This is a genomic window from Pseudomonas syringae (genome assembly GCF_001698815.1).
Lineage (GTDB): Bacteria > Pseudomonadota > Gammaproteobacteria > Pseudomonadales > Pseudomonadaceae > Aquipseudomonas > Aquipseudomonas syringae_A.
Genome location: NZ_LGSI01000025.1, coordinates 23,559 through 44,150 on the forward strand (window position 1 = coordinate 23,559; position 20,592 = coordinate 44,150).

General features: G+C 58.6%; 22 protein-coding genes. 13 read left to right on the forward strand and 9 right to left on the reverse strand.

Annotated features, from left to right (window positions below; genetic code table 11):
• Positions 1-140 precede the first annotated feature (140 nt).
• Entirely contained in the window at positions 141-1,037 is an 897-nt protein-coding gene (locus AFK24_RS07150) for a LysR family transcriptional regulator (RefSeq protein WP_065832599.1), read from the reverse strand.
• A gap of 63 nt (positions 1,038-1,100) precedes the next feature.
• Complete coding sequence (locus tag AFK24_RS07155) at positions 1,101-1,865, reverse strand: sulfite exporter TauE/SafE family protein (protein WP_065832600.1); 765 nt, start codon at positions 1,863-1,865, stop codon at positions 1,101-1,103.
• Positions 1,866-1,976: 111 nt separating this feature from the next.
• Here AFK24_RS07155 and AFK24_RS07160 point away from each other — a divergent pair, with 111 nt between their 5' ends.
• The 3 genes from AFK24_RS07160 to AFK24_RS07170 all read left to right on the forward strand — a co-directional run bounded on the left by AFK24_RS07160 (position 1,977) and on the right by AFK24_RS07170 (position 4,681).
• Positions 1,977-2,912 (forward strand): LysR substrate-binding domain-containing protein, encoded by a 936-nt coding sequence (locus AFK24_RS07160; protein ID WP_065832601.1) that lies wholly within the window; start codon positions 1,977-1,979, stop codon positions 2,910-2,912.
• A gap of 39 nt (positions 2,913-2,951) precedes the next feature.
• Entirely contained in the window at positions 2,952-3,296 is a 345-nt protein-coding gene (locus AFK24_RS07165) for a cupin domain-containing protein (protein WP_020293094.1), read from the forward strand.
• Positions 3,297-3,649: 353 nt separating this feature from the next.
• On the forward strand, positions 3,650-4,681 hold the full coding sequence (locus tag AFK24_RS07170; protein ID WP_240500356.1) for an NAD-dependent epimerase/dehydratase family protein: 1,032 nt from the start codon (positions 3,650-3,652) through the stop codon (positions 4,679-4,681).
• A 25-nt stretch (positions 4,682-4,706) separates the two neighbouring features.
• Here AFK24_RS07170 and AFK24_RS07175 read toward each other — a convergent pair whose 3' ends face one another.
• The 3 genes from AFK24_RS07175 to AFK24_RS07185 all read right to left on the reverse strand — a co-directional run bounded on the left by AFK24_RS07175 (position 4,707) and on the right by AFK24_RS07185 (position 7,939).
• Positions 4,707-5,948, reverse strand: a complete 1,242-nt coding sequence (locus AFK24_RS07175; protein ID WP_065832603.1) for an OprD family porin — start codon at positions 5,946-5,948, stop codon at positions 4,707-4,709.
• 291 nt (positions 5,949-6,239) lie between these two features.
• Complete coding sequence (locus AFK24_RS07180; RefSeq protein ID WP_065832604.1) at positions 6,240-7,166, reverse strand: 2-hydroxyacid dehydrogenase; 927 nt, start codon at positions 7,164-7,166, stop codon at positions 6,240-6,242.
• A complete protein-coding gene (locus AFK24_RS07185) occupies positions 7,163-7,939 on the reverse strand; it encodes a class II aldolase/adducin family protein (RefSeq protein WP_065832636.1) in 777 nt (258 codons plus the stop codon). Before AFK24_RS07185 ends, AFK24_RS07180 begins: the two co-directional genes overlap by 4 nt.
• A 122-nt stretch (positions 7,940-8,061) precedes the next feature.
• On the opposite strand from AFK24_RS07185, the gene AFK24_RS07190 reads away from it, so the two are divergent.
• Positions 8,062-9,033: a LysR family transcriptional regulator gene (locus AFK24_RS07190; protein WP_170826302.1), complete on the forward strand. Its 972-nt coding sequence runs from the start codon at positions 8,062-8,064 to the stop codon at positions 9,031-9,033.
• Positions 9,034-9,105: 72 nt separating this feature from the next.
• Here AFK24_RS07190 and AFK24_RS07195 read toward each other — a convergent pair whose 3' ends face one another.
• Entirely contained in the window at positions 9,106-10,077 is a 972-nt protein-coding gene (locus AFK24_RS07195) for a LysR family transcriptional regulator (protein ID WP_065832605.1), read from the reverse strand.
• 162 nt (positions 10,078-10,239) lie between these two features.
• Here AFK24_RS07195 and argH point away from each other — a divergent pair, with 162 nt between their 5' ends.
• The 9 genes from argH (at position 10,240) to AFK24_RS07240 (ending at position 19,364) form a co-directional block, all read left to right on the forward strand.
• Positions 10,240-11,667, forward strand: a complete 1,428-nt coding sequence (gene argH / locus AFK24_RS07200; RefSeq protein WP_065832606.1) for an argininosuccinate lyase — start codon at positions 10,240-10,242, stop codon at positions 11,665-11,667.
• Positions 11,668-11,689: 22 nt separating this feature from the next.
• Positions 11,690-12,565 carry an amino acid ABC transporter permease gene (locus AFK24_RS07205; RefSeq protein WP_020293086.1) on the forward strand — a complete coding sequence of 292 codons (876 nt, stop codon included), beginning with the start codon at positions 11,690-11,692 and terminating at the stop codon, positions 12,563-12,565.
• Between the two features lie 16 nt (positions 12,566-12,581).
• Positions 12,582-13,346, forward strand: coding sequence for an amino acid ABC transporter ATP-binding protein (locus AFK24_RS07210; protein WP_020293085.1), 765 nt, complete (start codon positions 12,582-12,584; stop codon positions 13,344-13,346).
• 29 nt (positions 13,347-13,375) lie between these two features.
• Positions 13,376-14,212, forward strand: coding sequence for an ABC transporter substrate-binding protein (locus tag AFK24_RS07215; protein WP_065832638.1), 837 nt, complete (start codon positions 13,376-13,378; stop codon positions 14,210-14,212).
• A gap of 66 nt (positions 14,213-14,278) precedes the next feature.
• On the forward strand, positions 14,279-15,127 hold the full coding sequence (locus tag AFK24_RS07220; protein WP_065832607.1) for a polysaccharide deacetylase family protein: 849 nt from the start codon (positions 14,279-14,281) through the stop codon (positions 15,125-15,127).
• Entirely contained in the window at positions 15,120-16,022 is a 903-nt protein-coding gene (locus tag AFK24_RS07225; RefSeq protein WP_065832608.1) for a polysaccharide deacetylase family protein, read from the forward strand. Before AFK24_RS07220 ends, AFK24_RS07225 begins: the two co-directional genes overlap by 8 nt.
• Entirely contained in the window at positions 16,019-17,380 is a 1,362-nt protein-coding gene (locus tag AFK24_RS07230) for an MmgE/PrpD family protein (protein WP_065832609.1), read from the forward strand. Before AFK24_RS07225 ends, AFK24_RS07230 begins: the two co-directional genes overlap by 4 nt.
• Before the next feature lie 37 nt (positions 17,381-17,417).
• Positions 17,418-18,233, forward strand: coding sequence for a transporter substrate-binding domain-containing protein (locus AFK24_RS07235; protein ID WP_065832610.1), 816 nt, complete (start codon positions 17,418-17,420; stop codon positions 18,231-18,233).
• 147 nt (positions 18,234-18,380) lie between these two features.
• Positions 18,381-19,364, forward strand: coding sequence for an NAD(P)H-quinone oxidoreductase (locus AFK24_RS07240; protein WP_065832611.1), 984 nt, complete (start codon positions 18,381-18,383; stop codon positions 19,362-19,364).
• Positions 19,365-19,829: 465 nt separating this feature from the next.
• Here the strand turns inward: AFK24_RS07240 and AFK24_RS07245 are convergent, their stop codons facing one another.
• Genes AFK24_RS07245 through AFK24_RS07255 form a run of 3 tightly spaced genes read right to left on the reverse strand, consistent with a single transcriptional unit; the run spans position 19,830 to position 20,587 of the window.
• Complete coding sequence (locus AFK24_RS07245; RefSeq protein ID WP_065832612.1) at positions 19,830-20,063, reverse strand: DUF7683 domain-containing protein; 234 nt, start codon at positions 20,061-20,063, stop codon at positions 19,830-19,832.
• 26 nt (positions 20,064-20,089) lie between these two features.
• On the reverse strand, positions 20,090-20,332 hold the full coding sequence (locus tag AFK24_RS07250; protein WP_065832613.1) for a pyocin S6 family toxin immunity protein: 243 nt from the start codon (positions 20,330-20,332) through the stop codon (positions 20,090-20,092).
• Between the two features lie 15 nt (positions 20,333-20,347).
• The gene (locus AFK24_RS07255) at positions 20,348-20,587 is read right to left on the reverse strand and encodes a pyocin S6 family toxin immunity protein (protein WP_065832614.1); all 240 of its coding nucleotides are present in this window, start codon (positions 20,585-20,587) and stop codon (positions 20,348-20,350) included.
• Positions 20,588-20,592: the final 5 nt, after the last annotated feature.

The following is a 20,592-nucleotide window of genomic DNA, read 5'->3' on the forward strand; positions in this document are numbered from 1 at the left end:
CATCGGCAATCACATCCCTCCGGTAGGAGGGGACTCGTCCCCGAAAGCAATTGGACGGACAGCGAGATAATCCGAAAGTGACGTCGGCTGAGGGATCGCCTTCGGGGACAAGTCCCCTCCTACCGAGATTCGATGTTTGCCTACACCGCATAACCCGCCATCTTCTGCTGAATGAAATCCAGAAAACACTGAATGCGCAGTGCCAGCTGCGAGTTGCGGTAATACACGGCGTTGATCGGTTGACGATAGCCTGTGTTGGCGTCGGGCAGGATGATGTTGAGTCGCCCCAGGCGGATGTCTTCGTGGGTCATGAAGTGCGACAGACACACGATACCCTCGCCCGCCAGCGCCAGCTGCCGCAAGGTTTCGCCACTGGAAGCGGCGATAGCCGGCTGGATAAACAGTCGATCTCCTTCAGCATGGCGCAGCGGCCAGTGGTTGAGGGTTTCGGTCTGGGTAAAACCCAATAGCACGTGCTCGGCCAGCGCTTCGACGCTGCCTGGCATGCCATGTTTTTTTAGATAGTCAGGGCTGGCGAGGATGTTTAGCGGGCTGCTGCCCAACGAGCGAGCGTGCAGGGTCGAGTCCGCCAGGGCGCCGATGCGAATGGCGACATCGGTGCTTTGCTCCAGCAGATCGATAATCAGGTCGTTGCTGTTGAGCTCGAGCTGGATGTCTGGATAAAGCTCACGAAACTCGGCGACGTAAGGCACCACCGAATGCAGCATGAACGGCGACGCCGCGTTGATCCGCAAACGGCCGGCGGGCGTTTGCTGGCGCAGGGAAAGCCGCTCTTCCAGTTCCTCCATCTGCGCCAGGATCAGCCTGGCCCGTTCGAGAAAGAATTTGCCTTCTTCGGTCAGGTCCATGCGCCGCGTGGTGCGGTTGATCAGCGTGGTTTCCAGCTTGGCTTCAAGGCGCGACAAGGTCCGACTGATGGCCGAGGGCGTTTGTCCAACCTGTTCGGCCGCAGCGGAAATCGACCCGCACTCGATCACCGAGATAAATACCTGCAATTCATCGGAGCGCGCTTTCATTGTTGTCTTCCACTCAAAACAGCCTGGATATTAGCGCTGTTCAGGGCAACAAAGCATGCCGATTCATCCACCGATCAATAGATGCAATCCCAGCGCGCCCATGCCTGTGAAGAATATGCGTTTGAACAGTTGCGCGCTGATGCGCTGGCGTAACCACTGGCCGAACCACATGCCGAGCAATGCCGGAATCAGCGCCAGCAATGAAGCGCCGAGTTCACCGCCGCCCAAGGCATTGTTCCAGAACAGACCGCCGGCCAGCGCCAGGGTGGAAACGGTAAATGACAGGCCCAACGCTTGCACCAGCTGGTTGCGCGCCAGCCCGAGCGCCTGAAGATACGGCACCGCCGGAATGACAAAGACGCCGGTCGCCGAGGTGATGATGCCAGTCAGCAACCCGCAGAGCGGCCCCAGCCAGCTTTCATGTCTCGCCGGAATGTGCAGCGTCGGCAGGAACAGCCCGCTCAAGGCATACAACACCAATGCCGCACCCAGCGCGCGGGTCATTGAATGCCCGCCGCTCATCCCGATGCCGATCGAACCCAGTCCGGTGCCCATCACGATCATCACCAGCAGCGGCCACAGGCGCCGGATCAGCACCCGCAGTTGGCCGCCCGCCGCCAGTTGCCAGAGATTGGTCAAGGTCGATGGGATGATCAATAACGCGGCTGCCTGCGCCGGAAGCATAGCCAGCCCGAGCAACCCCATCGCGACCGTCGGCAAGCCCAGGCCAATGACGCCCTTGACCGTGCCAGCCAGCAAAAAGGTGCCCATCACCAGAGCCGACAAGGCCCAGCCGAGTGCCTGATAGTGTTGGATAATTTCATTCATGGGCCTATGCTGACGCCGTCACGGGAATCTGAAAATCTGTCATGCATTGAGCCAGCCTCCAGCTCAGGCAGAGGTAGAGACAAAAGCTATCGCCCACGTCAAAGGCTGACCATGCACTTCGATCTGATTGATCTGCGACTTTTTTTGAACGTGCTCGAAAGCGGCAATATCACCGCCGGTGCAGCCAGCAGCCATCTATCCCTGGCCTCGGCCAGCGCAAGGATTCGGGGGATGGAAGCCTCACTGAACATTGCCCTGCTCGAACGCGGCCGTCGCGGTGTGACGCCGACTCCGGCAGGCAAAGCCCTGGCGCAGCATGCTCGATTGATACTGCAACAGGTCGAGCGCATGCAATTTGATCTTGCCGATTACGCCAAAGGGTTCAAAGGCCAGGTCCGCCTGCTGTGCAATACCTCCGCGCTGAGTGAACACCTGCCGGAATTGCTGGCGGACTTTCTGGTGAGTCATCCCAACATCGACATCGAAGTCGAGGAACATCCGAGCCTGCGCATCCTGCATGCGGTGCGCCACGGGACGGCGGACATTGGCATCATTTCCGACGCTGTCGATGCCAGCGACCTGCAGACCCGGCCGTTCCGCGCCGACCCTCTGGCGGTGATCATGCCGTTGGACCATCCCTTGCAGGATCAGACCACCCTGAGCTTCAACCAGCTTCTGGATTACGAGTTTGTCGGTTTGGCCGTCAACAGCGCCATGGCGATTTACCTCGAAGGCCAGGCGCTGCATGCCGGAAAACGCCTACGCATCAGGGTGCGGGCCGAAGGATTTGCCGCAGCGATCAGGATGGTTGCCCACGGCGCCGGCCTGGGCATCGTCCCACAAGCCGCCATCGAGCGCTGGCAGGGAGAACGTCAGTTCAAAAGCATCGCCTTGACTGACCCATGGGCCGACCGAAAACTGCTGCTGTGTGCAGTGAATTTCGCGGCCTTGCCGGGTTACGCCGGGGCGTTACTGGAGGTTTTGAGCTGCGCTTCTGGATACCCGGATGTCGAGCACAGACAACTGAGCTGCAACCAACCGCCCTAAGGTAGCCGAGCGATTTTCGCCCATACCCTGGAGCTGTCCATGTCTACGCCGATTACTGTCCTGCGCGATACCCACCCGCTACCGGTGCTCGATGCCTGCAAATGGGAAAAACTCGAAGGCGACCCGCACACCGTCAATCTCAACGCCTACACGTCCGAAGACGGCAGCAAGATCATGGGCACCTGGATCTGCACACCGGGCAAATGGCGAGTGGATTACGTGAAGTGGGAATACTGCCATTTCCAGGAAGGCTACTGCATCATCACCCCGGATGGCATGGACCCGATTCATCTGCGGGCCGGTGACATCTTTGTGGTTGAGCCGGGAATGAAAGGCATCTGGGAGGTTGTCGAGACGGTACGCAAGTATTTTGTCTTTGCCTGAGCGCGCATCGCCTGATCAAACGCAGGTGCAGAGAACAGTTTTCTCTGCACCCGCAGCAGATCCGGAGATTTACATGTAACGCTGAAGTTACACCATCGATCAACTCTTCAATTAATTGCATCCGGCACTCAATGCTGGCTTTTCAAGCTATCTGTTTGAAAGTCCGAGTCATTATTCTCACCACCCGCAAACCACCCGCTACACACCTGTTAATTCCCTGATAAAAGCCTGAAAGCTGTTCATTAGCACGCTAGACAGTTGCGCTAAAAAAAATCTAACCTCTTTAATAACGGCTAACCTCTCCCCGTAAATCAGAGTGCCCGCGAGCTACAACGCGCAGGGCTGCGGACCTAATGTTTGATTATTTCAGGATGATTATGAAAATACTTGTCACGGGTGGAACCGGTTACATAGGGAAAGCGTTATTGGCGAAATTGACCGCCGAGACGACTTACGAGGTTTCAGGCACAACACGCAGCCAGCACGCCGCCCCATCCGTTGCTCCGTTGATTCCCGTGGGCGATTGCTGCGCAACAACCGATTGGTCTGCAGCGCTGCAAGGCGTCGATGTCGTCGTTCATGTCGCCGCCCATCTCAAGACACCCACCGGCCCCGGCATCAGCCAGCTGGATCAACTTTGGCTAACCAACGTCGAAGGGACGCTGGCCCTCGCCCAGCAAGCGCTGGCAGCCGGAGTAAAACGGTTCATCTTCATCAGTTCCGTTGGCGTCAATGGCTCGCACACCACCCACGCCCCCTTCACCGAAGAATCTGTTCCTGCGCCAGAGGACGACTATGCGCGGTCCAAACTGGAGGCCGAACGCGGACTGATGGTTTTGCTTGCGGACACCAGCATGGAGTTCGTCATTATTCGGCCTCCGCTGGTCTACGCCGCCCACGCGCCCCGTAACTTCCCGCGCCTGTTGCAATGGGTCGCGTCCGGCGTGCCGATGCCGTTTGCCTTGATCAACAACAAGCGCAGCATGATCGCGCTGGAAAACCTGGTGGACTTCCTTGCGTTGTGTATCGCACATCCCGCCGCCGCCAATGAACTGTTTCTGGTTTCAGATGGCCTGGATATGTCGACTTCGCAGATCGTCAGTGAACTCGCCACAAGCATGGGAGGCCGGGCACGGTTATTACCAGTGCCCGATTGGCTGATGCGTTGGGGGGCGAGAATGGTCGGCAAACAATCCATGTATTCGACGTTATGTGCTTCGTTGGTAGTTGATTCGAGCAAGGCGCAACAGCTGCTCAACTGGACGCCACCGTTGACGGCCCGGGAGGCACTGCTCAAAAGCGGACAGGAGTTCCGGCTGCGCGATTGGCCGACACCGCTGTCCCAACGAAAAAGCTCACTCCGTGATGCGCGGAGTGAGCGTTGATTTCGACCGGAAAAATCGAAACGGGTTACAGGATGCTCAGCGGATACTCGACGATGACGCGGATTTCGTCGATTTCGCCGCCGCGATCCGAACTGCGATAGCTGGCGTGACGCACACGCAGGCTCAGGTCTTTGGCCGGACCGGCCTGAACCACGTATTTGCCGTCGATATCGCGCTCCCACGCCTTACCGTTGTCGCCGGTAGCCGTAGTGAAGTCTTCACCCTTGATATAGCGCGCCAGGAATGACAGACCCGGTACACCATAAGTCGCCATGTTGATGTCGTAACGGGCCTGCCAGGATTTTTCGTTGGCGTAGTTGAAATCGGAATACTGAATGGAGTTGCCGACGAAAATGGTGCTGTTGCCGTCAACGCCGTACTTGTAGTCACCGGTGCCGTTGACGATCTGACGACCGACCTGGAAGCTGTGCGCGCCGATGGTGTAACCGGCGGTCAGGCTCCAGATGGTGTTGTCCAGATCACCGCCCAATTCCTTGCCGACACTTTTAGTGTCGTACGCGTTGAAGTCGAACTTCACGACATCTTTCGGGGTCAAGGCCAGGGCGTAAGTTACGCTGCCGTAGTATTTGCGCCAGTAATCTTCAACGTCCGAATAGTACAGGCTGCTGGACAGATTCTTGTTGAATTTGTACAGACCGCCACCGAAGTTGATGCTCGTCAGGCCAGCGCTGTCATGATTGCTCTGGTTGCGGTTTTTCAACGCGGTGAAGTGACCGCCTTGCAGCGTCAGGTTGTCGATTTCATTACTGGTGATCAACAGGCCTTGTGCAGTTTCCGGCAGCAGACGGCTGTCGGAAGTTGCGAATACCGGGTTGTTGACGTATTGGTCGCCGAACTTGGCCACGGTTTTCGAGACACGCATTTTTACCGCTGCGCCGGCATAGCCGTAGTTATCTTTCGCGCCGCTGCTGTCTTGTTCCAGCAAGCCAGTGCCGCCGCCGGTACGGCCGTCACCGGTATCCAGCTTCAAGCCGTACAGGCCCAATGCATCGATACCGAAACCGACCACGCCTTGGGTGAAGCCGGATTCGAAACTGCCGATGAAACCTTGCGCCCATTCTTCTCCGTAAGCCTGGGTTGCGCCGGTGGCGCGGTTATCACGGTTCATGTACATGTTGCGCGCCTTGACGCTCAACTTCGAACCTTCGATAAACCCGGTTGCATCCGCTTGGGATTCAGCAAAAACAGGTTGCACAGTGCCTGCCGCCATCGCCAGGGCGAGGACGCTCAATTTATTCACATTCATTACAGCTGCTCCGTTGGTTATCGCATCCCGCCACCTTCGTTGGGCGACGGGAAAGTTATTGGCAGTTCAAAAGGTGTGTAGCTCGCCAATACATTCGCGATGGCATTTCTTATTGGATGACTGTTTTAAAAACGTGAACAAACTCCGCCTTGGCCTGCCTGGTAGGAAGGGACTTGTCCCCGAATGCAATTGACCGGTCAAAGAGGTAGTTGGAACTCTCCGCGGCCTCAGCAAACGCCTTCGGGGACAAGTCCCCTCCTACCGGATTGAGGGTTGCAGCGTCAGCTTTCTTTAATATCCCTGCTCCGGATTGATCTCGTTGGCCAAAGGCGTCCCCGATTCCAGGCGCACCAGATTCTCCAGGATTTGCCCGGCTATCACTTCATAGGAGGCAGACGATGCAATGTGTGGTGTCACGCAAATCTGTGGGTGATGCCAGAATGGATCGTTAACCGGTAACGGCTCCTGCTCGAATACGTCCAGCAAGGCGTTGCGCAGCTGACCGTTGTCCAGCGCGGCGAGCAAGTCTTCACGATTCAAGTGCTCGCCACGCCCACAATTGATCACCACCGAACCGGTTGCCATGTGCGCAAAGGTTTCGTTGCCGAGAATGCCGACCGTCTCAGTGGTAAGGGGTAATAAGCAGACCAGAATGTCCAGCCCGCTCAAAAAAGCCTTGATCTCGCCCGCTTGAAAGGTTGTCACGCCCTCGATCTGCTGCGCACGTCGTGCCCAACCACGTGTATCGAAATCCAGTGCGGCCAATTGCGAAGCAACCGCGCGCCCCAGTTCGCCCAAACCCATCACACCGACTTTGGTCTGTTTGGCCGGACGCTGCGCGGGGCGATCCCAGAACACCCATGCCTGATTTCGCAGGACTTGATCAAAACCCCGGTGGTAATGCAGCACGCCCCAGAGCACGTATTCGACCATACCCAGACGATGGTCCGGATCGACGATTCGGCAGACGGGAATCTGCGGATTGCGACTGGTGTCCTTGAAAATCTGATCGGCTCCGGCAGCAATGGAATGGATCAGGCGCAAATGCGGATACATGCCCAGACTGCCGGGCGCCGGATTCCAGCACAACGCAACTTCTGCATCGGCCGCGTCGGCGTCTCCGGGACGAACAATGGTCAGTTCCGGCTGGCGTGCCAGGAGCATTTCCCGAACGCGCTCCAGACCATTGCCAGTGCCCAGCAAAACCAGAGGCTTCATGAACAGTATTCATTGCGCTGCGCATCGATCATGGTCAGCGCCGCTTCCCAGGCCAGTTCGGTAATGCCTTCAGAGTCGTCGGCTTCGAACTGTTGTGCGGTGTGTTCGCACACTTGCGGGTCAGGTTGAACCAGAGCCGTGCCGCCCGCCATCGCCTGGATCTGCGCCTGACAAGCCCGTTCCAGAAAGTAGATATTGGAAAACGCTTCGGCCGCCGATCCGCCAGTCACCAGCAAACCATGGTTGCGCAGGATCATCGCGCTGGTGCTGCCCAGATCTGCCACCAGACGTTCGCGCTCGGCGATGTCCGTGGCGATCCCTTCGTACGTGTGATAACTCAGGCGGTTGTAAAACTTCAGCGCGTGCTGGCTCAGCGGCAGCAAGCCCGCTGCTTGTGCCGACACTGCCATACCCGCTGCAGTGTGGGTATGAATCACGCAATGTGCATCAGGGCGCGCCGTGTGAATCGCCGAGTGGATCACGAAGCCGGCACGGTTGACGCGATGATCGGGGAAGAACTCATCCACGACATTGCCCTGGCCATCGATCTTCACCAACTGGCTGGCGGTCATGCGTTCGAACAGCGTGCCGTAACGATTGATCAGAAAATGCCCGGCCTCGCCTGGCACACGCAGGGAAATATGCGTGTCGATCAAATCGGTCATGCGCAAATGGGCCAGCAGACGATAGAGCGCTGCCAGTTCGCAGCGGGCGTTGCGTTCCGACTCGGGCATGTGCAGCGGCAATGTGGTGGAAGCGGCAGAAGAGGACATGGTGCTTACCATCAAAAAAGGTCATGGCGTGTTTCGTGCAGTCTTTTTAAGAGCAAACGCTGCGCAAGCACAATGTGCGATTCCTTATATTCATTATTTTTTTCACCAATAAAGGCCGCGAAGTGACTCAAACCACCAGCCAGGCAACGCCGATCCGCCCGCCTTCCAGACCCTTGGGCGAACGGTTGGACTGGAATCTGCTACGCACCTTTCAAGTGGTCGCTCAAGAACTGAGCATCAGCCGTGCGGCCGCGCGCCTGCACCTGTCGCAGCCAGCGGTCAGTCAGGCGCTCAAGCGTCTTGAAGAACAACTGGGCACTGCGCTGATCGAACGGCGCGGGCCGCGTTTTCTGCTGACTCAGTCGGGCATCGAAACCCTGCGCGTGGCCGCTGACGTGCAGGGGCATTTCACCCAGCTGGACGCGGCACTGGAACGCACTTCAGACCAGATCGTCGGCAAGGTTCGGCTGCTGACCGTGAGCGGCATTCATTGCGCTATATATGACAAGTTTCTCGCCCAACTGCATCGTGACTATCCGGGCATCACCCTGGAAATCGACGTGCAGTCCAGCGACGCGATCCTCAGCGCGCTGTCACAGAAAACCGCGAGTTTCGGCTTGGCGGTCAATCGCGCCGCGCCAGTCTGGCTCGGTCAGCAATGCCTGACTCAGGAGCACTACGCCTTCTATTGCAGCGACCTGCATCCGTTGTTCGGGCGCGAAGATTTGACCCTCGATGATCTGCGCAGCGAGCAGCTGATTATTTTCACCGGCGACTTGCTGGGCGGGACGCTGTCGTCGCTGGCCGAGTTTCGTGACCACCACGAACTCACCGGGCAGATCGTCGCCTCGTCGGCCAACACTCAGGAAATTTTGCGCTTGGTGCTCGCGGGGTTCGGCATTGCCTGTCTGCCGCAGCACATCTGTCAGAACGAGTTGCAGGCGGGTCGCTTATGGCGTCTGCCACCAGAAGCTGGCGTGGGTTCGGTGGATATCAATCTGATGTGGAATCTGGACCAGCGCCTGACCAAGGCCGAATCGATTTTCCTGCAGAAGCTACGTGAGGCCACTCGGGAAGGCGCAATCGGGCTCTAATGGGCAAATAAGGTGCGCTTGTTACGGATATACGCAACATTGCACCGTTGCTGTGCATTTATTGTGAAGTTATTACCCGACGTTATTAACACCTGAACTTTCCTGCATGATCTGCAAGAAAACATCCACTAATGGGTTACGTGGCACCTGTTGCCTGTACAACAGTTTGAACGGCGTGGCTATGCTGAATGTCTGCGCCATTACGGAGCGCATCTCGCCACGCTCAACGTAACTTCCGGCCCAATGTGTAGGTAAGTAACCCAGATAACGACCGGTCTTGATCAAGATAGCCACCGCTTCTACCTGGGTTGCAACGGCGGTCACATTGCGCAATCCAAGAAGCTTTGGCTTTGATGTATGCACCGCATAAGCGTGCTCGACAAATTCGGCTTCAGCGAGGCACTTTTCGTCAATATCCTCATCGGCCATTGCGAAAAAAGGATGATTGGATGCGCAATAGAGCTCTGAAGTTTCGTCATACAACGGCATGACCTGAAAGTCATCTTTGCCGCTGTACACCGGTACGATACCGACGGCAAACCGGCCTTTGAGAATGCCTTGTTCGATCTCGTCCAGCGGCGCCACATTCAAACGCACCCTGGCCTTTGGAGCCTTGCTCTGCAAGGCTTTCAGGGCATCCACCAGTGGCGAATACGGGTCGGAAACGGTGTTATCGATGACAGCAATGTTCAGGTCACCGAGCAACTCGCCGCGTACATTCCCCAACCGATCGCGGAAGTTATCCAGGGCCATGAACAGGTCCAGACTGGCTTCGTAAATAATCTTGCCTTGCTCTGTAAGGCAGAACTTTTCCCGCCCGCGCGTACATAAACGCATGCCCAGGCGTATTTCAAGATCCGATATCTGTTTGCTGATAGCAGCCAGGCTGATATTGAGTTCAACCTGTGCGGCGGTAAACCCTCCTGACTCAACCACGGCCCGAAAAACCTTGAACAGTTTCAAGTCCATGGCACTGGCCATTGAAATCGCCACATCACCACTTCGCTTGGGCAGGTTTCCACTTTCAGTAAGTTGACTTGTCATTTAAAACATTTCCCCGCTTGTTAATTTTTCCTAGCATCCCTCCCATCGAATCGATTCATTTTTGTTTGAAGACAAACTTCCATTGCTCACCTGCCTACAACCCAGCGATCTTCACATCGCTTGAAAGTGCTTGAGCAATCCACGTGCCAACGGAGAATTTACATGTCTGATGCTACTGATCGTCTTTGGGGAGCCCGCTTTAAATCCGGCCCGGCCGAAGCCATGGCCAACCTGTCCAGATCTCCAAAAGCGTACTTTCGCCTGACCCCGTACGACATCGCTGGCTCCAAGGCTCACGCCAACGAGCTGAACCGTGCCGGCCTGCTCGACGCCGCCGAAACCGCGCGCATCATTGAAGCGCTGCGCAGCATCGACGAAGATTTCGCCGCCGGCTCCATCGACCCGATTGCTGCTGATGAAGACGTACACACCTTCATCGAACGCCTGCTCACCGAACGTCTCGGCACTCTGGGCGGCAAGCTGCGTGCCGGTCGTTCGCGCAACGATCAGTCGGCCAACGACATGCGTCTGTTCCTGCGTGATCAAGTGCGGGTCATGGCCCTGGCGATCCTCGAATTGCAGAAGGCGCTGGTGTCCCAGGCCGAGCAACACATCAACACCATCGCGCCGGGTTTCACGCACCTGCAACAAGCGCAGCCAATCGTGTTCGCCCATCACCTGATGGCTCACGCCCAGGCGATTCATCGCGACATCCAGCGCCTGCAGGACTGGGACAAGCGCTTCAATCTATCGCCACTGGGCGCCGCCGCATTGGCCGGTTCCGCCATCGCTCGCGACCCGCAGCGCTCGGCCGCCGAGATGGGTTATGCCGGTCCTTGCGAGAACTCCATCGACGCCGTTGCCAGCCGTGACCACGTTGCTGAATTCCTGTTTTGCAGCAGCATGCTGGGCATCAATATTTCGCGTCTGGCCGAAGAATTCTGCCTGTGGACTTCCCGCCAATTCCGCTGGGTTGAACTGGACGACGGCTATGCCACCGGCAGCTCGATCATGCCGCAGAAAAAGAACCCGGATATCGCCGAACTGGCGCGTGGCAAGTCGGGCCGGTTGATCGGCAGCCTGACCGGCATCCTTGCGGTGCTCAAGGCCCAGCCGCTGTCCTACAACCGGGACCTGAGCGAAGACAAACACGCGATTCTCGACAGCCTGGAAACCGTGCATCTGGTCCTGCCAGCCTTTGCTGGCATGGTGCAGACCATGAAAGTGCGCGTGGACGAGTTGCTGCGTCAGGCCCCACTGGGCTTCACCCTCGCTACGGAAGTCGCCGACTGGCTGGCAGTGCGCGGCGTGCCGTTCAAGGAAGCCCACGAGATCACCGGCAAGCTGGTGCAGCTCTGCGAAGAGAACGACATCGGCCTCGACGAACTCACTACCAAACAACTGGCTGACACCGACTCGCGCCTCACGCCGGAAGTGCTCGATGCACTGACGCTGGAAGCAGCACTGGCCGCCCGCAGCGGTTGGGGCGGGACTTCTCCGGTACGCGTTGCCGAGCAGATCGAGCGCTTCAAGCAGCAGTTGATCGCCCAGGAAAAATGGGCTCTGGATTACGCCGGTCCGCGCGGCTAAACCAATACCGGGAGCAAGGCACATGGCACAGATTCAAGCCCCAGGCAAAGACGAGCGCGTGTCGCTCGCCGCCAAGTACGACATCTCGGCCTACAAGGTCGTCCCGCGCCGCTACTTCGGCCGTTACGCCGCCGCCACGCTGATTGCGGTGCTGCTGATCGGACTGGTTCAGGCGTTCATTCACGGCAACATCGAATGGTCGTTCGTTGCGCAGTTCCTGACTGCCGAATCGATCATGTTCGGCCTGTTGAACACCATCACCATGTCGATCCTGGCCATGGCGCTCGGGGTCGTGCTCGGAGTAGTGGTGGCGGTGATGCGCATGTCGCAGAACCCGCTGCTGCGTTATGTGGCGCAGAGCTACACCTGGCTGTTCCGGGGCACGCCGCTGATTTTGCAGCTGCTGCTCTGGTTCAACCTGGCGCTGATTTTCCCGACCCTGGGCATTCCCGGTCTGTTCGAATTCAAGACTGTCGAAGTGATCACCCCGTTCGCCGCCGCGCTGCTCGGTCTTGGTATCAATCAGGGCGCCTACACCGCCGAAGTGGTGCGTGCCGGTCTGCTGTCGGTGGACAGCGGCCAGTACGAAGCAGCCAAGGCCATCGGCATGCCGCGCTTGCAGGCGCTGCGCCGGATCATCCTGCCCCAGGCCATGCGCATCATCATCCCGCCGGTCAGCAACGAGTTCATCGGCATGGTGAAAATGACCAGTCTGGCCAGCGTCATCCAGTACTCGGAACTGCTGCACAACGCGCAGAACATCTACTACGCCAACGCCCGGGTCATGGAGCTGCTGATCGTGGCCGGTATCTGGTATCTGGCAGTGGTGACCGTGCTGACCCTGGGTCAGGCGCGACTGGAAAAACGCTTCGCCCGTGGCGCTGGCAAACGCAATTGAGCCGAGGAGGCTGATCATGCTGAATATCGTCAAAGCTGTAGACGTGAACAAGTTCTTCGGCGACTTCCAGGCGCTCAAGAACGTCAATCTGGAAATCCCCCACGGCGAGGTGCTGTGCATCATCGGTCCGTCTGGCTCCGGCAAAAGCACGCTGCTGCGATGCATCAACCAGCTGGAAAAAGTCGACGCGGGTGGTTTGTGGGTCGATGACGAAATCGTCGGCTTTCGTTCCGAAGGCCACAAGCTGATCGAGCTGAGCGACAAGCAAATCGCCAAACAGCGCCTGAAGACCGGCATGGTGTTCCAGCGCTTCAACCTGTTCGCGCACATGACCGTGCTGGACAACATCCTCGAAGGTCCGGTGCAGGTCTTGCGCCAGCCGGTGGAAGAATGCCGCGCGCTGGCGTTCGAATTACTCAAGCGCGTCGGCCTGGAATCCAAGGCCAACAGCTATCCCATCGAGTTGTCCGGCGGCCAGCAACAGCGCGTCGCCATCGCCCGCGCCTTGGCCATGCGGCCGAAATTGATGCTGTTCGATGAACCGACTTCCGCCCTCGACCCTGAATTGGTCGGCGAAGTGTTGTCGGTGATGCGCGACCTGGCCAAGAGCGGCATGACCATGGTGGTCGTGACTCACGAGCTGGGCTTTGCCCGCGAAGTCGCCAATCGCGTGGTGTTCATGGATGCCGGGCAGATCATCGAAACCGGCGCGCCGGAAGACGTACTGATGAACCCGCGCAACCAGCGCACTCAAGATTTTATTGCTGCCGTTCTGAACTGAAACTCACCGCCTTTTTGAGGATGTCCGATTTGAAAACTTTCGCGCTTACCGCTACCGCCGTATTGTCCGCCCTGATTTCGGTTTCCAGCTGGGCAGCAGACACTCACGTGTTGCCAAAATCCATCACCGAGAAAGGCTACATTTCGGCGGGCATCGCCCCGAACTATCCGCCGATGGACTTCAAGGACCCGGCCACCAACAAACTGACGGGCATCGATTACGACCTGGGCACTGAAATCAGCAAGCGTCTGGGCATCGAAATCAGATGGCAGGAAACCGCCTTCGAACAAATGGTCAGCGGCCTGGCGACCAACCGTATCGACATCGTCATGTCGGGCATGACCGATACGCCGGAGCGCCAGAAGACCGTCGACTTCGTTGACTATTTCAGCACCGGCCCGCAGTTCTACACCCTCGAATCCCAAAAGGATCTGAAGAACATCGACGACATGTGCGGCAAGAAAATCGGCACCAGCCGTCGCACCACGTTCCCGGTGGAAATCGCCAAATGGAGTGACGTCAACTGTGTCGCCAAAGGCAAGCCGGCCATCGTCGTGATCGGCACCGAAGGCAGCGCCGATGCCCGTGCGCAACTGCGTCAGGGACGTCTGGATGCCGCCGTGCAAGGCAGCGAAACCCTGCCGTACATTCAGGGCCAGGAGCCAGGCGTGTTCAAGGTCATCGGCGGCACGCTCGCGCGTCAGCTGACCGGTCTGGGCGTGGCCAAGAACAATCCTGAATTGAGCGCGGCGATCATCGCCACCCTCAACGACATGATCAAGGACGGCAGCTACGCGAAGATCCTCGACAAGTGGCAACTCAAGGATGGCGCAGTGGCCGAAGCGACCCTCAACGGCGCGAAGTAAGCCCCGTCACACCCGCCTGACTTTGCTCAGGCGGGTGCCTTGAATCAGTCCGCACTGGAGAAAACCATGCTCGGCACGACCGACCTGCGCTGGCCCGAAAATTCCCGCGCCAGCGTAGCCCTGGCCTTCGATCTGGACGGCCCGACCGGCGCCGCGATGCTCGACGGTTCGATCTGGCAAAAACCCGATTACTTCACCTTCGGCGGCTACGGCCCGTATCGCGCCCTGCCCCGCCTGCTCGACATGCTCAAGGCTCACGCCACGCCAGCGACGTTCTTCGTCCCGGCCTGGGTCGTGGAAAACTGGCCTCGGCAATGTCAGGCCATCCTCGAACACGGCCACGAAGTGGCTTATCACGGCTATCGCCACGAATCGTTTTTCGCCCTGGACCTCAAGGCCCAGCGCGAAGTCATGCAGATCAGCGCCGATATCTTCAAGCGTTATCTGGGCATCACCGCCACTGGTTTCCGCACGCCTTCCGGCGACTGGCACAAGGAAACGCCCGCCCTGCTCATGGAGTGCGGCGTGACCTATTCCAGCAGCATGCGCGGCGACGACCGGCCTTATTTCATCGACGTTCCCGGCCAGGCCAACGGTCTGGTGGAAATTCCCGGCCGCTGGGAGCTGGACGATTACGCGTCACTGGCCTACACCCGCGCGCCGAACTACCCGGCCGGTCTGGATCGCATCGCCAGCTACGACCAGACCCTGGATAACTGGTGTCGCGAGTTCGATGGCACGTATCGCGAAGGCCTGTGCATGACCACGCTGTTCCACCCCAAGATCAGCGGCAAACCGGGGCGCATTCTGTTGCTGGAGCGCTTCCTGGAACACATGCACAGCCATCCGGACGTGTGGTTCGCCACCTGCAACGACGTCGCCAATTTCTGGCTCAAGGAGCATCGCCATGACTGAAGCGAAATCCGTCTGGCCCGCGCCGTATCGCTGCGCGGTGGTCATCACCATCGACTACAACGACATTCACGGCATCCTGACTCAGGTTCCGGCCATCGCCGGGCGCGACAAAAGCCTGTCGGTGTGGCGCTACGGCACCACGCGCGGGGTGCAGCGCGTGCTGGAAATCCTCGACAATCAGCAGATCCCCGCGACCTGGTGCATTCCCGGCATCGTCGCCGAAGAGAATCCGCAGGTGGTGCAGGCGATCAACGCCGCCGGGCACGAAATCGCCTGCGCCGGTTATCGCCATGAAGACTTCTCCCAGCTGGACCTGGCCGCCCAGCACGCCTCGTTGAAGCGCGGTTGCGACGTCATCGCCGAAATGACCGGGCAACGCCCCAGCGGTTTTCGTGCGCCAGCAGGCAGCTACGCGCCGGGTTTTGCCGATGCATTGCGCGCCGAAGGCATCAGTTGGTCGTCGTCGTGGTCCGGTGACGATTTGCCTTATCTGCACCCGGCAACTCAGGTGGATTGCGCACCCTTGGTGGAATTGCCGCTGCATTGCGAACTGGAAGACGAACCCTATTTCGCCTTCAACCTCGCCCCTGCCGTGCCGATCAGCCAGGCGCGCATCGCTTCCTACGCCGAGGTGCTGAAAAACTGGCAGCAGGATTTTGCAGGTTTTCACCGTTTCGGCCTGTGCTACGTCATGCGCCTGCACCCGGAAACCCTCGGCACCGTTGGCCGCAGCGGTTTGCTCCTAGAGCTGCTGACCTGGCTCAAGGCGCAACCGGATGTGTGGTTCGCCACCGCTGAAGAGGTCGCCGACTGGTGGAGCGAGAGCAATAACAGCCTGCCTGAAGATCATCCCGCCGCTGTTTTCGAGCGCCATCGTCCGAGCCAGGCATCATGAATAATCCATTGCACACCCTCAGCCAGTTCGTCACTCAGACTGATTACGATGCCCTGCCCGCGACACTGGTGGAAAAGACCAAGCGGCACTTTCTCGACACCTTGGGCGCAGCGCTTGCAGGCTCGCAAGCCGAGTTGACCCAACGCACCTTGCGCGCCATGAACGCCACCGAATCCGACGGCGCGTCGGTGATCTGGGGTACCGAGCAGGGTTTGTCGGCGCGTAACGCGGCATTGGTCAACGGTATCGCCGCCCACGCCCTGGAACTGGACGATGCCGGTGGCTGCGATCACTCCGGCGCGGTCGTCGTACCGGCGATGCTCGCAGTGCTGCCGTTGTGCGAGCCGATGCCCAGCGGTAAAGAGCTGATCAACGCCATGGTCATCGGTTACGACGTGGCCCGGCGCGTACTCGAAGCCTGCGGCGGTTACTCGCCGCATAACGAAGCCGGCTGGCATTCCACCGGCACCTGCGGCGTCTTCGGCGCAGCGGCGGCGTGCGCCCGACTGCTCAAGCTGGACGCCACGCAAACCGCTTCCGCGCTGGGTCTGGCGGCGAGCATGAGCGGCGGGTTGTGGGCGTTTATCCATGACGGCGCCGACAGCAAGAAGCTGCATGCCGGCCGCCCCGCTGAAGGCGGCGTGCTTGCGGTATTGCTCGCTCGCGAAGGCGTGACCGGACCGAATCAGGTGTTCGATGACGTGTGGGGCGGATTTCTGCGCACCCTCGCCCTCGACACCGCACAGCCCGAAGCCTTGACCGCCGATTTGGGTGTGATCTGGAAACTCGCCCGCTGCTCGATCAAACCTTACGCCGCTTGCCGTGGTACGCACTCGGCCATCGACGCCATCGGCGAATTGCTTGCCGAACTGGATATCAAGGCTGACGAAATAGAATCCATCGACGTCAGCGCCAGCGAGTTTCTGGTGGGCATGTGCGCAGGGCTGGATACCGCCACGCTGGCCGCCTCGCAAATGAGCCTGCCGTATGCACTGGCCGTGCGTTGTCTGCTGGGCCATGCCGGGCTCGACGCCTACGAAGAAAAGCTGCGCAACGACGTCGAAGTGCTGGGCTTCATGCAGCGCATTCGCATGAGCGGCGATGCGTCCCTGGCGCCGCTGGATGAACCGCGCCTGACGCTGACCAGCAAGGATGGCCGCAGCGCTTCCCGACAAGTCAAAACCCCGCTGGGCGGCCCGCTCAATCCGATTGGCGATGACGCTTTGCTGGAAAAATTTCGCTCACTGGCGGCGCGTGTGCTGCCCGACGTGCAAGTCGAGCGCCTTGCCGCGCTGTGCCTGAAGCTGGATCAACAAACAGACCTACAAGAACTGCTGGATCTTTTGCGCTTCCCTTGAAGCTTGCTGCCCTTATCTCTGACGTAAGGAATTGACCATGCTGGATTTGAGCAATAAAGCTTCGATGCTGTTCGCGGCCTTGAGTATGGCGGCCTGCTGCAACGTGGCGCAGGCCCGGGAAACGTTGAACGTCGGTGTGGAGGCGACTTACCCGCCGATGTCATACCGCGACCCGGCGACCAACCAGAGCGTGGGCTTCAACATCGACCTGTTCGACGCGCTGGGCAAGGCCATGAACGTCGAGATCAAGTATCAGGAAATGACCTTCGAGCAGCTGACCAGCAGCCTGAAAACCGGGCGCATTGACGTGATCGGCACAGCCATCACCGACTTGCCCAAACGCCGCACCGACATGACCTTTGTCGATTACCTGCAAACCGGCGCGCAGATGTTCACCACTGTGCGCAACACCAGCCTGGGCTCGGCACCGGAAGCTTTCTGCGGGAAAAACATCGGCACCCCGCGCACCACCAATTACTACCCGGAAGTCATGGCCTGGAACGACACTCATTGCGTCGCCGCCGGTAAACCTGCCGCCACCGTGCAAGGTACCGCTGGCGCTTCGGCGGCACGTCTGGACCTGCAACAGGAGCGCCTCGCCGCCGTGGTTCTCGGTCCGGAATACGTGAAGTACCTGATCAGTCAGGAACCCAACACTTACGTTCTGATCGGCCAGCCGCTGTCCTTGCATCACTTTGGTTTTGCCGTCGACAAGGCAAAGACTGACGTGCGCGACGACCTGGTCAAAGGCCTGCAAACCGTCATCCGCGACGGCACGTATCAGACGATCCTCAAGAAGTGGAATCTGGAAAGCCAGGCGGTCAGTGAAGTGATGGTCGACGGCGGGAAATAATGCTTTCCCTGCGATAAACATTGTAGGAGGGAATTTATTCCCGAAAAGGTCAGCACGAGCACCACACATTTGTGCTGGGCGTCGCTGACGCCTTCGGGAATAAATTCCCTCCTACGAAATTGCCTTGTTTTAACCGGAGGCCCTTTCATGAAAGTCGTCATCTTCGAACGCTTCGGCGATCCCGCCGTATTGCAGTTGGTGGAACGCCCCGCGCCCGTCATCAAACCCGGCGAGGTGCTGATCGACATACACGCCACAGCGCTGAATTTCTCCGACCTGCTCCAGCGGCGCGGCACTTATGTGATGAAGACCGAGGGCGAGAACATCCTCGGCATCGAATGCTCCGGCGTCATCGCCGAAGTTGGCGCAAGCGTCAGCACCTGGGCGGTGGGTGATCGGGTCTGCGCATTGCTGCCCGGTGGCGGTTATGGCGAGCAGGTTGCGGTTAACGCTGAGCATGTGTTGCCCTGCCCGAAAGGCTTGTCGCTGCTCGAAGCGGCGGCACTGCCGGAAGCGGCCTGCACGTTGTGGTCGAATCTGCGCGATATCGGCCGCTTGCAGCCGGGGGAAACCGTGTTGATCCACGGCGGCGCGGGCGGCGTCGGATCACTGGCAATTCAATGGGCCAGACAATGGGGCGCGCGGGTGCTGACCACGGCAGGCTCCCCCGACAAACTGCAACGCTGTCTGGAACTGGGCGCCGAGGTTGCCATTGATTATCGCAACGAAGATTTCGTCGACGTCGTGCAGCGGGTCACCGAAGGACGCGGCGTGGATGTGATTCTCGACAACATGGGCGCCGCGTACCTGGCGCGCAATATCGAGGCACTGGCAGTCGACGGGCGAATCGTCATGATCGGCCTGCAAAGCGGCCGCGAAGCGCCCATCCACCTCGGCAAGATGATGGGCAAACGCGCTGCGCTGCACACCACCTCGCTACGCGACCGTTCGGCAGCGGCCAAACAAACCATTGTCGCGGGCGTGCGGCACGACATCTGGCCACATCTGCTGACCGGCGCAATCAAGCCGGTCATCGACAAGACATTCCCGCTGACGGACGTGGTGGCTGCGCATGCGTATATGGAATCGGGCGGGCATGTGGGGAAGATTGTGTTGCAAGTGCAGCAGTAGGCACTGCAATGCTGTATGGAGCCAACTTGTTGGCGAGGCGTCGGTCCTGCGAAAACAAATGAATCGCCTCGCGAATAAATTCGCTCCTACAAGGACGGCGCAAATTCCGTTGGAGCGAGCGGGCGGCGATCCGACTTGCCCGCGAAGAGGCCGGTACATTCGCCCATTTTTCTGAACCCAAAATTCCTTCGCGGGCAAGCCTCGCTCCAACGAGATGGTGTTGCACTGCAATGCTGGGTGACTGAAGTGCTGTAGGAGCCAACTTGTTGGCGAGGCGCCAGTCCTGCTAAAACAAATGAATCGCCTCGCGAATAAATTCGCTCCTACAAGGACGGCGCAAATCCGTTTGAGCGAGGCTTGCCCGCGAAGAGGCTGGCACATCCGCCCATTTTCCGAATTCAAAACACCGCCTCGCGGGCAAGCCTCGCTCAAACGAGATGGTGTTGCACGCTGGCACCGACCGCCTCAATCGACATTGCAGGTCAGCTGGAAAACGTGGTTGCTGTCGTAAAACTGTTTTCCAGCCAAGGCCTCAATTGCCGCTGCTTGGCTGGTGGTAAGGTCATAACCTTCATCGCCACGCTGAGGTACTGACCAGCCCATGATTTGCGCCAGTTGCGAGTCGCTACCTTCGGGCAGATTGACCTCAAAGACCACAAGCTCGGATTCTTTTTCGAACACTTCAATGATGTATTTCACAGACCGGATGCTCCTCCGATAGCGACCTACCTGCAAAGCCCGATGCAGTACATCAAGTCATCTTTGATCGGGTCGCCGAGTATTGCCAAAACCGCCACGGTCTGATCAGTGGTTAAATCGTTTTCACCCATAGGTACATCCACCAAGGACTTCCATCCCATGGCGGAAAGCACCTCAGTCTCCAACTCTTGAGGCTCATCTTTTTCATACTGCAATGCGTTATCCGGATTGAGTCCGGGATAAAAACCACTAATCGAAAGAAATGTCATAGGCGATGTACCTGGCTACGCCCTTACTCCAACGAACAGGTCTAGCCCGGTGGGTAACTGCTCGTTGACCGCAATGGCTATCTGCTCAACTTGCTCGCTGGTGAGCAACCATTCCCCATCTGGGCTCTCTTCTAGGCTTTTCCAGCCCAAGATCCCCAGTACAGCGAGCTCACGCTCAGGCTTTACGATGAGGTCATACTTCAGTGAGTCATCCTCATCATCTCCTTGTAAGAATCCAGTTATCCATAAAAACATGGTTG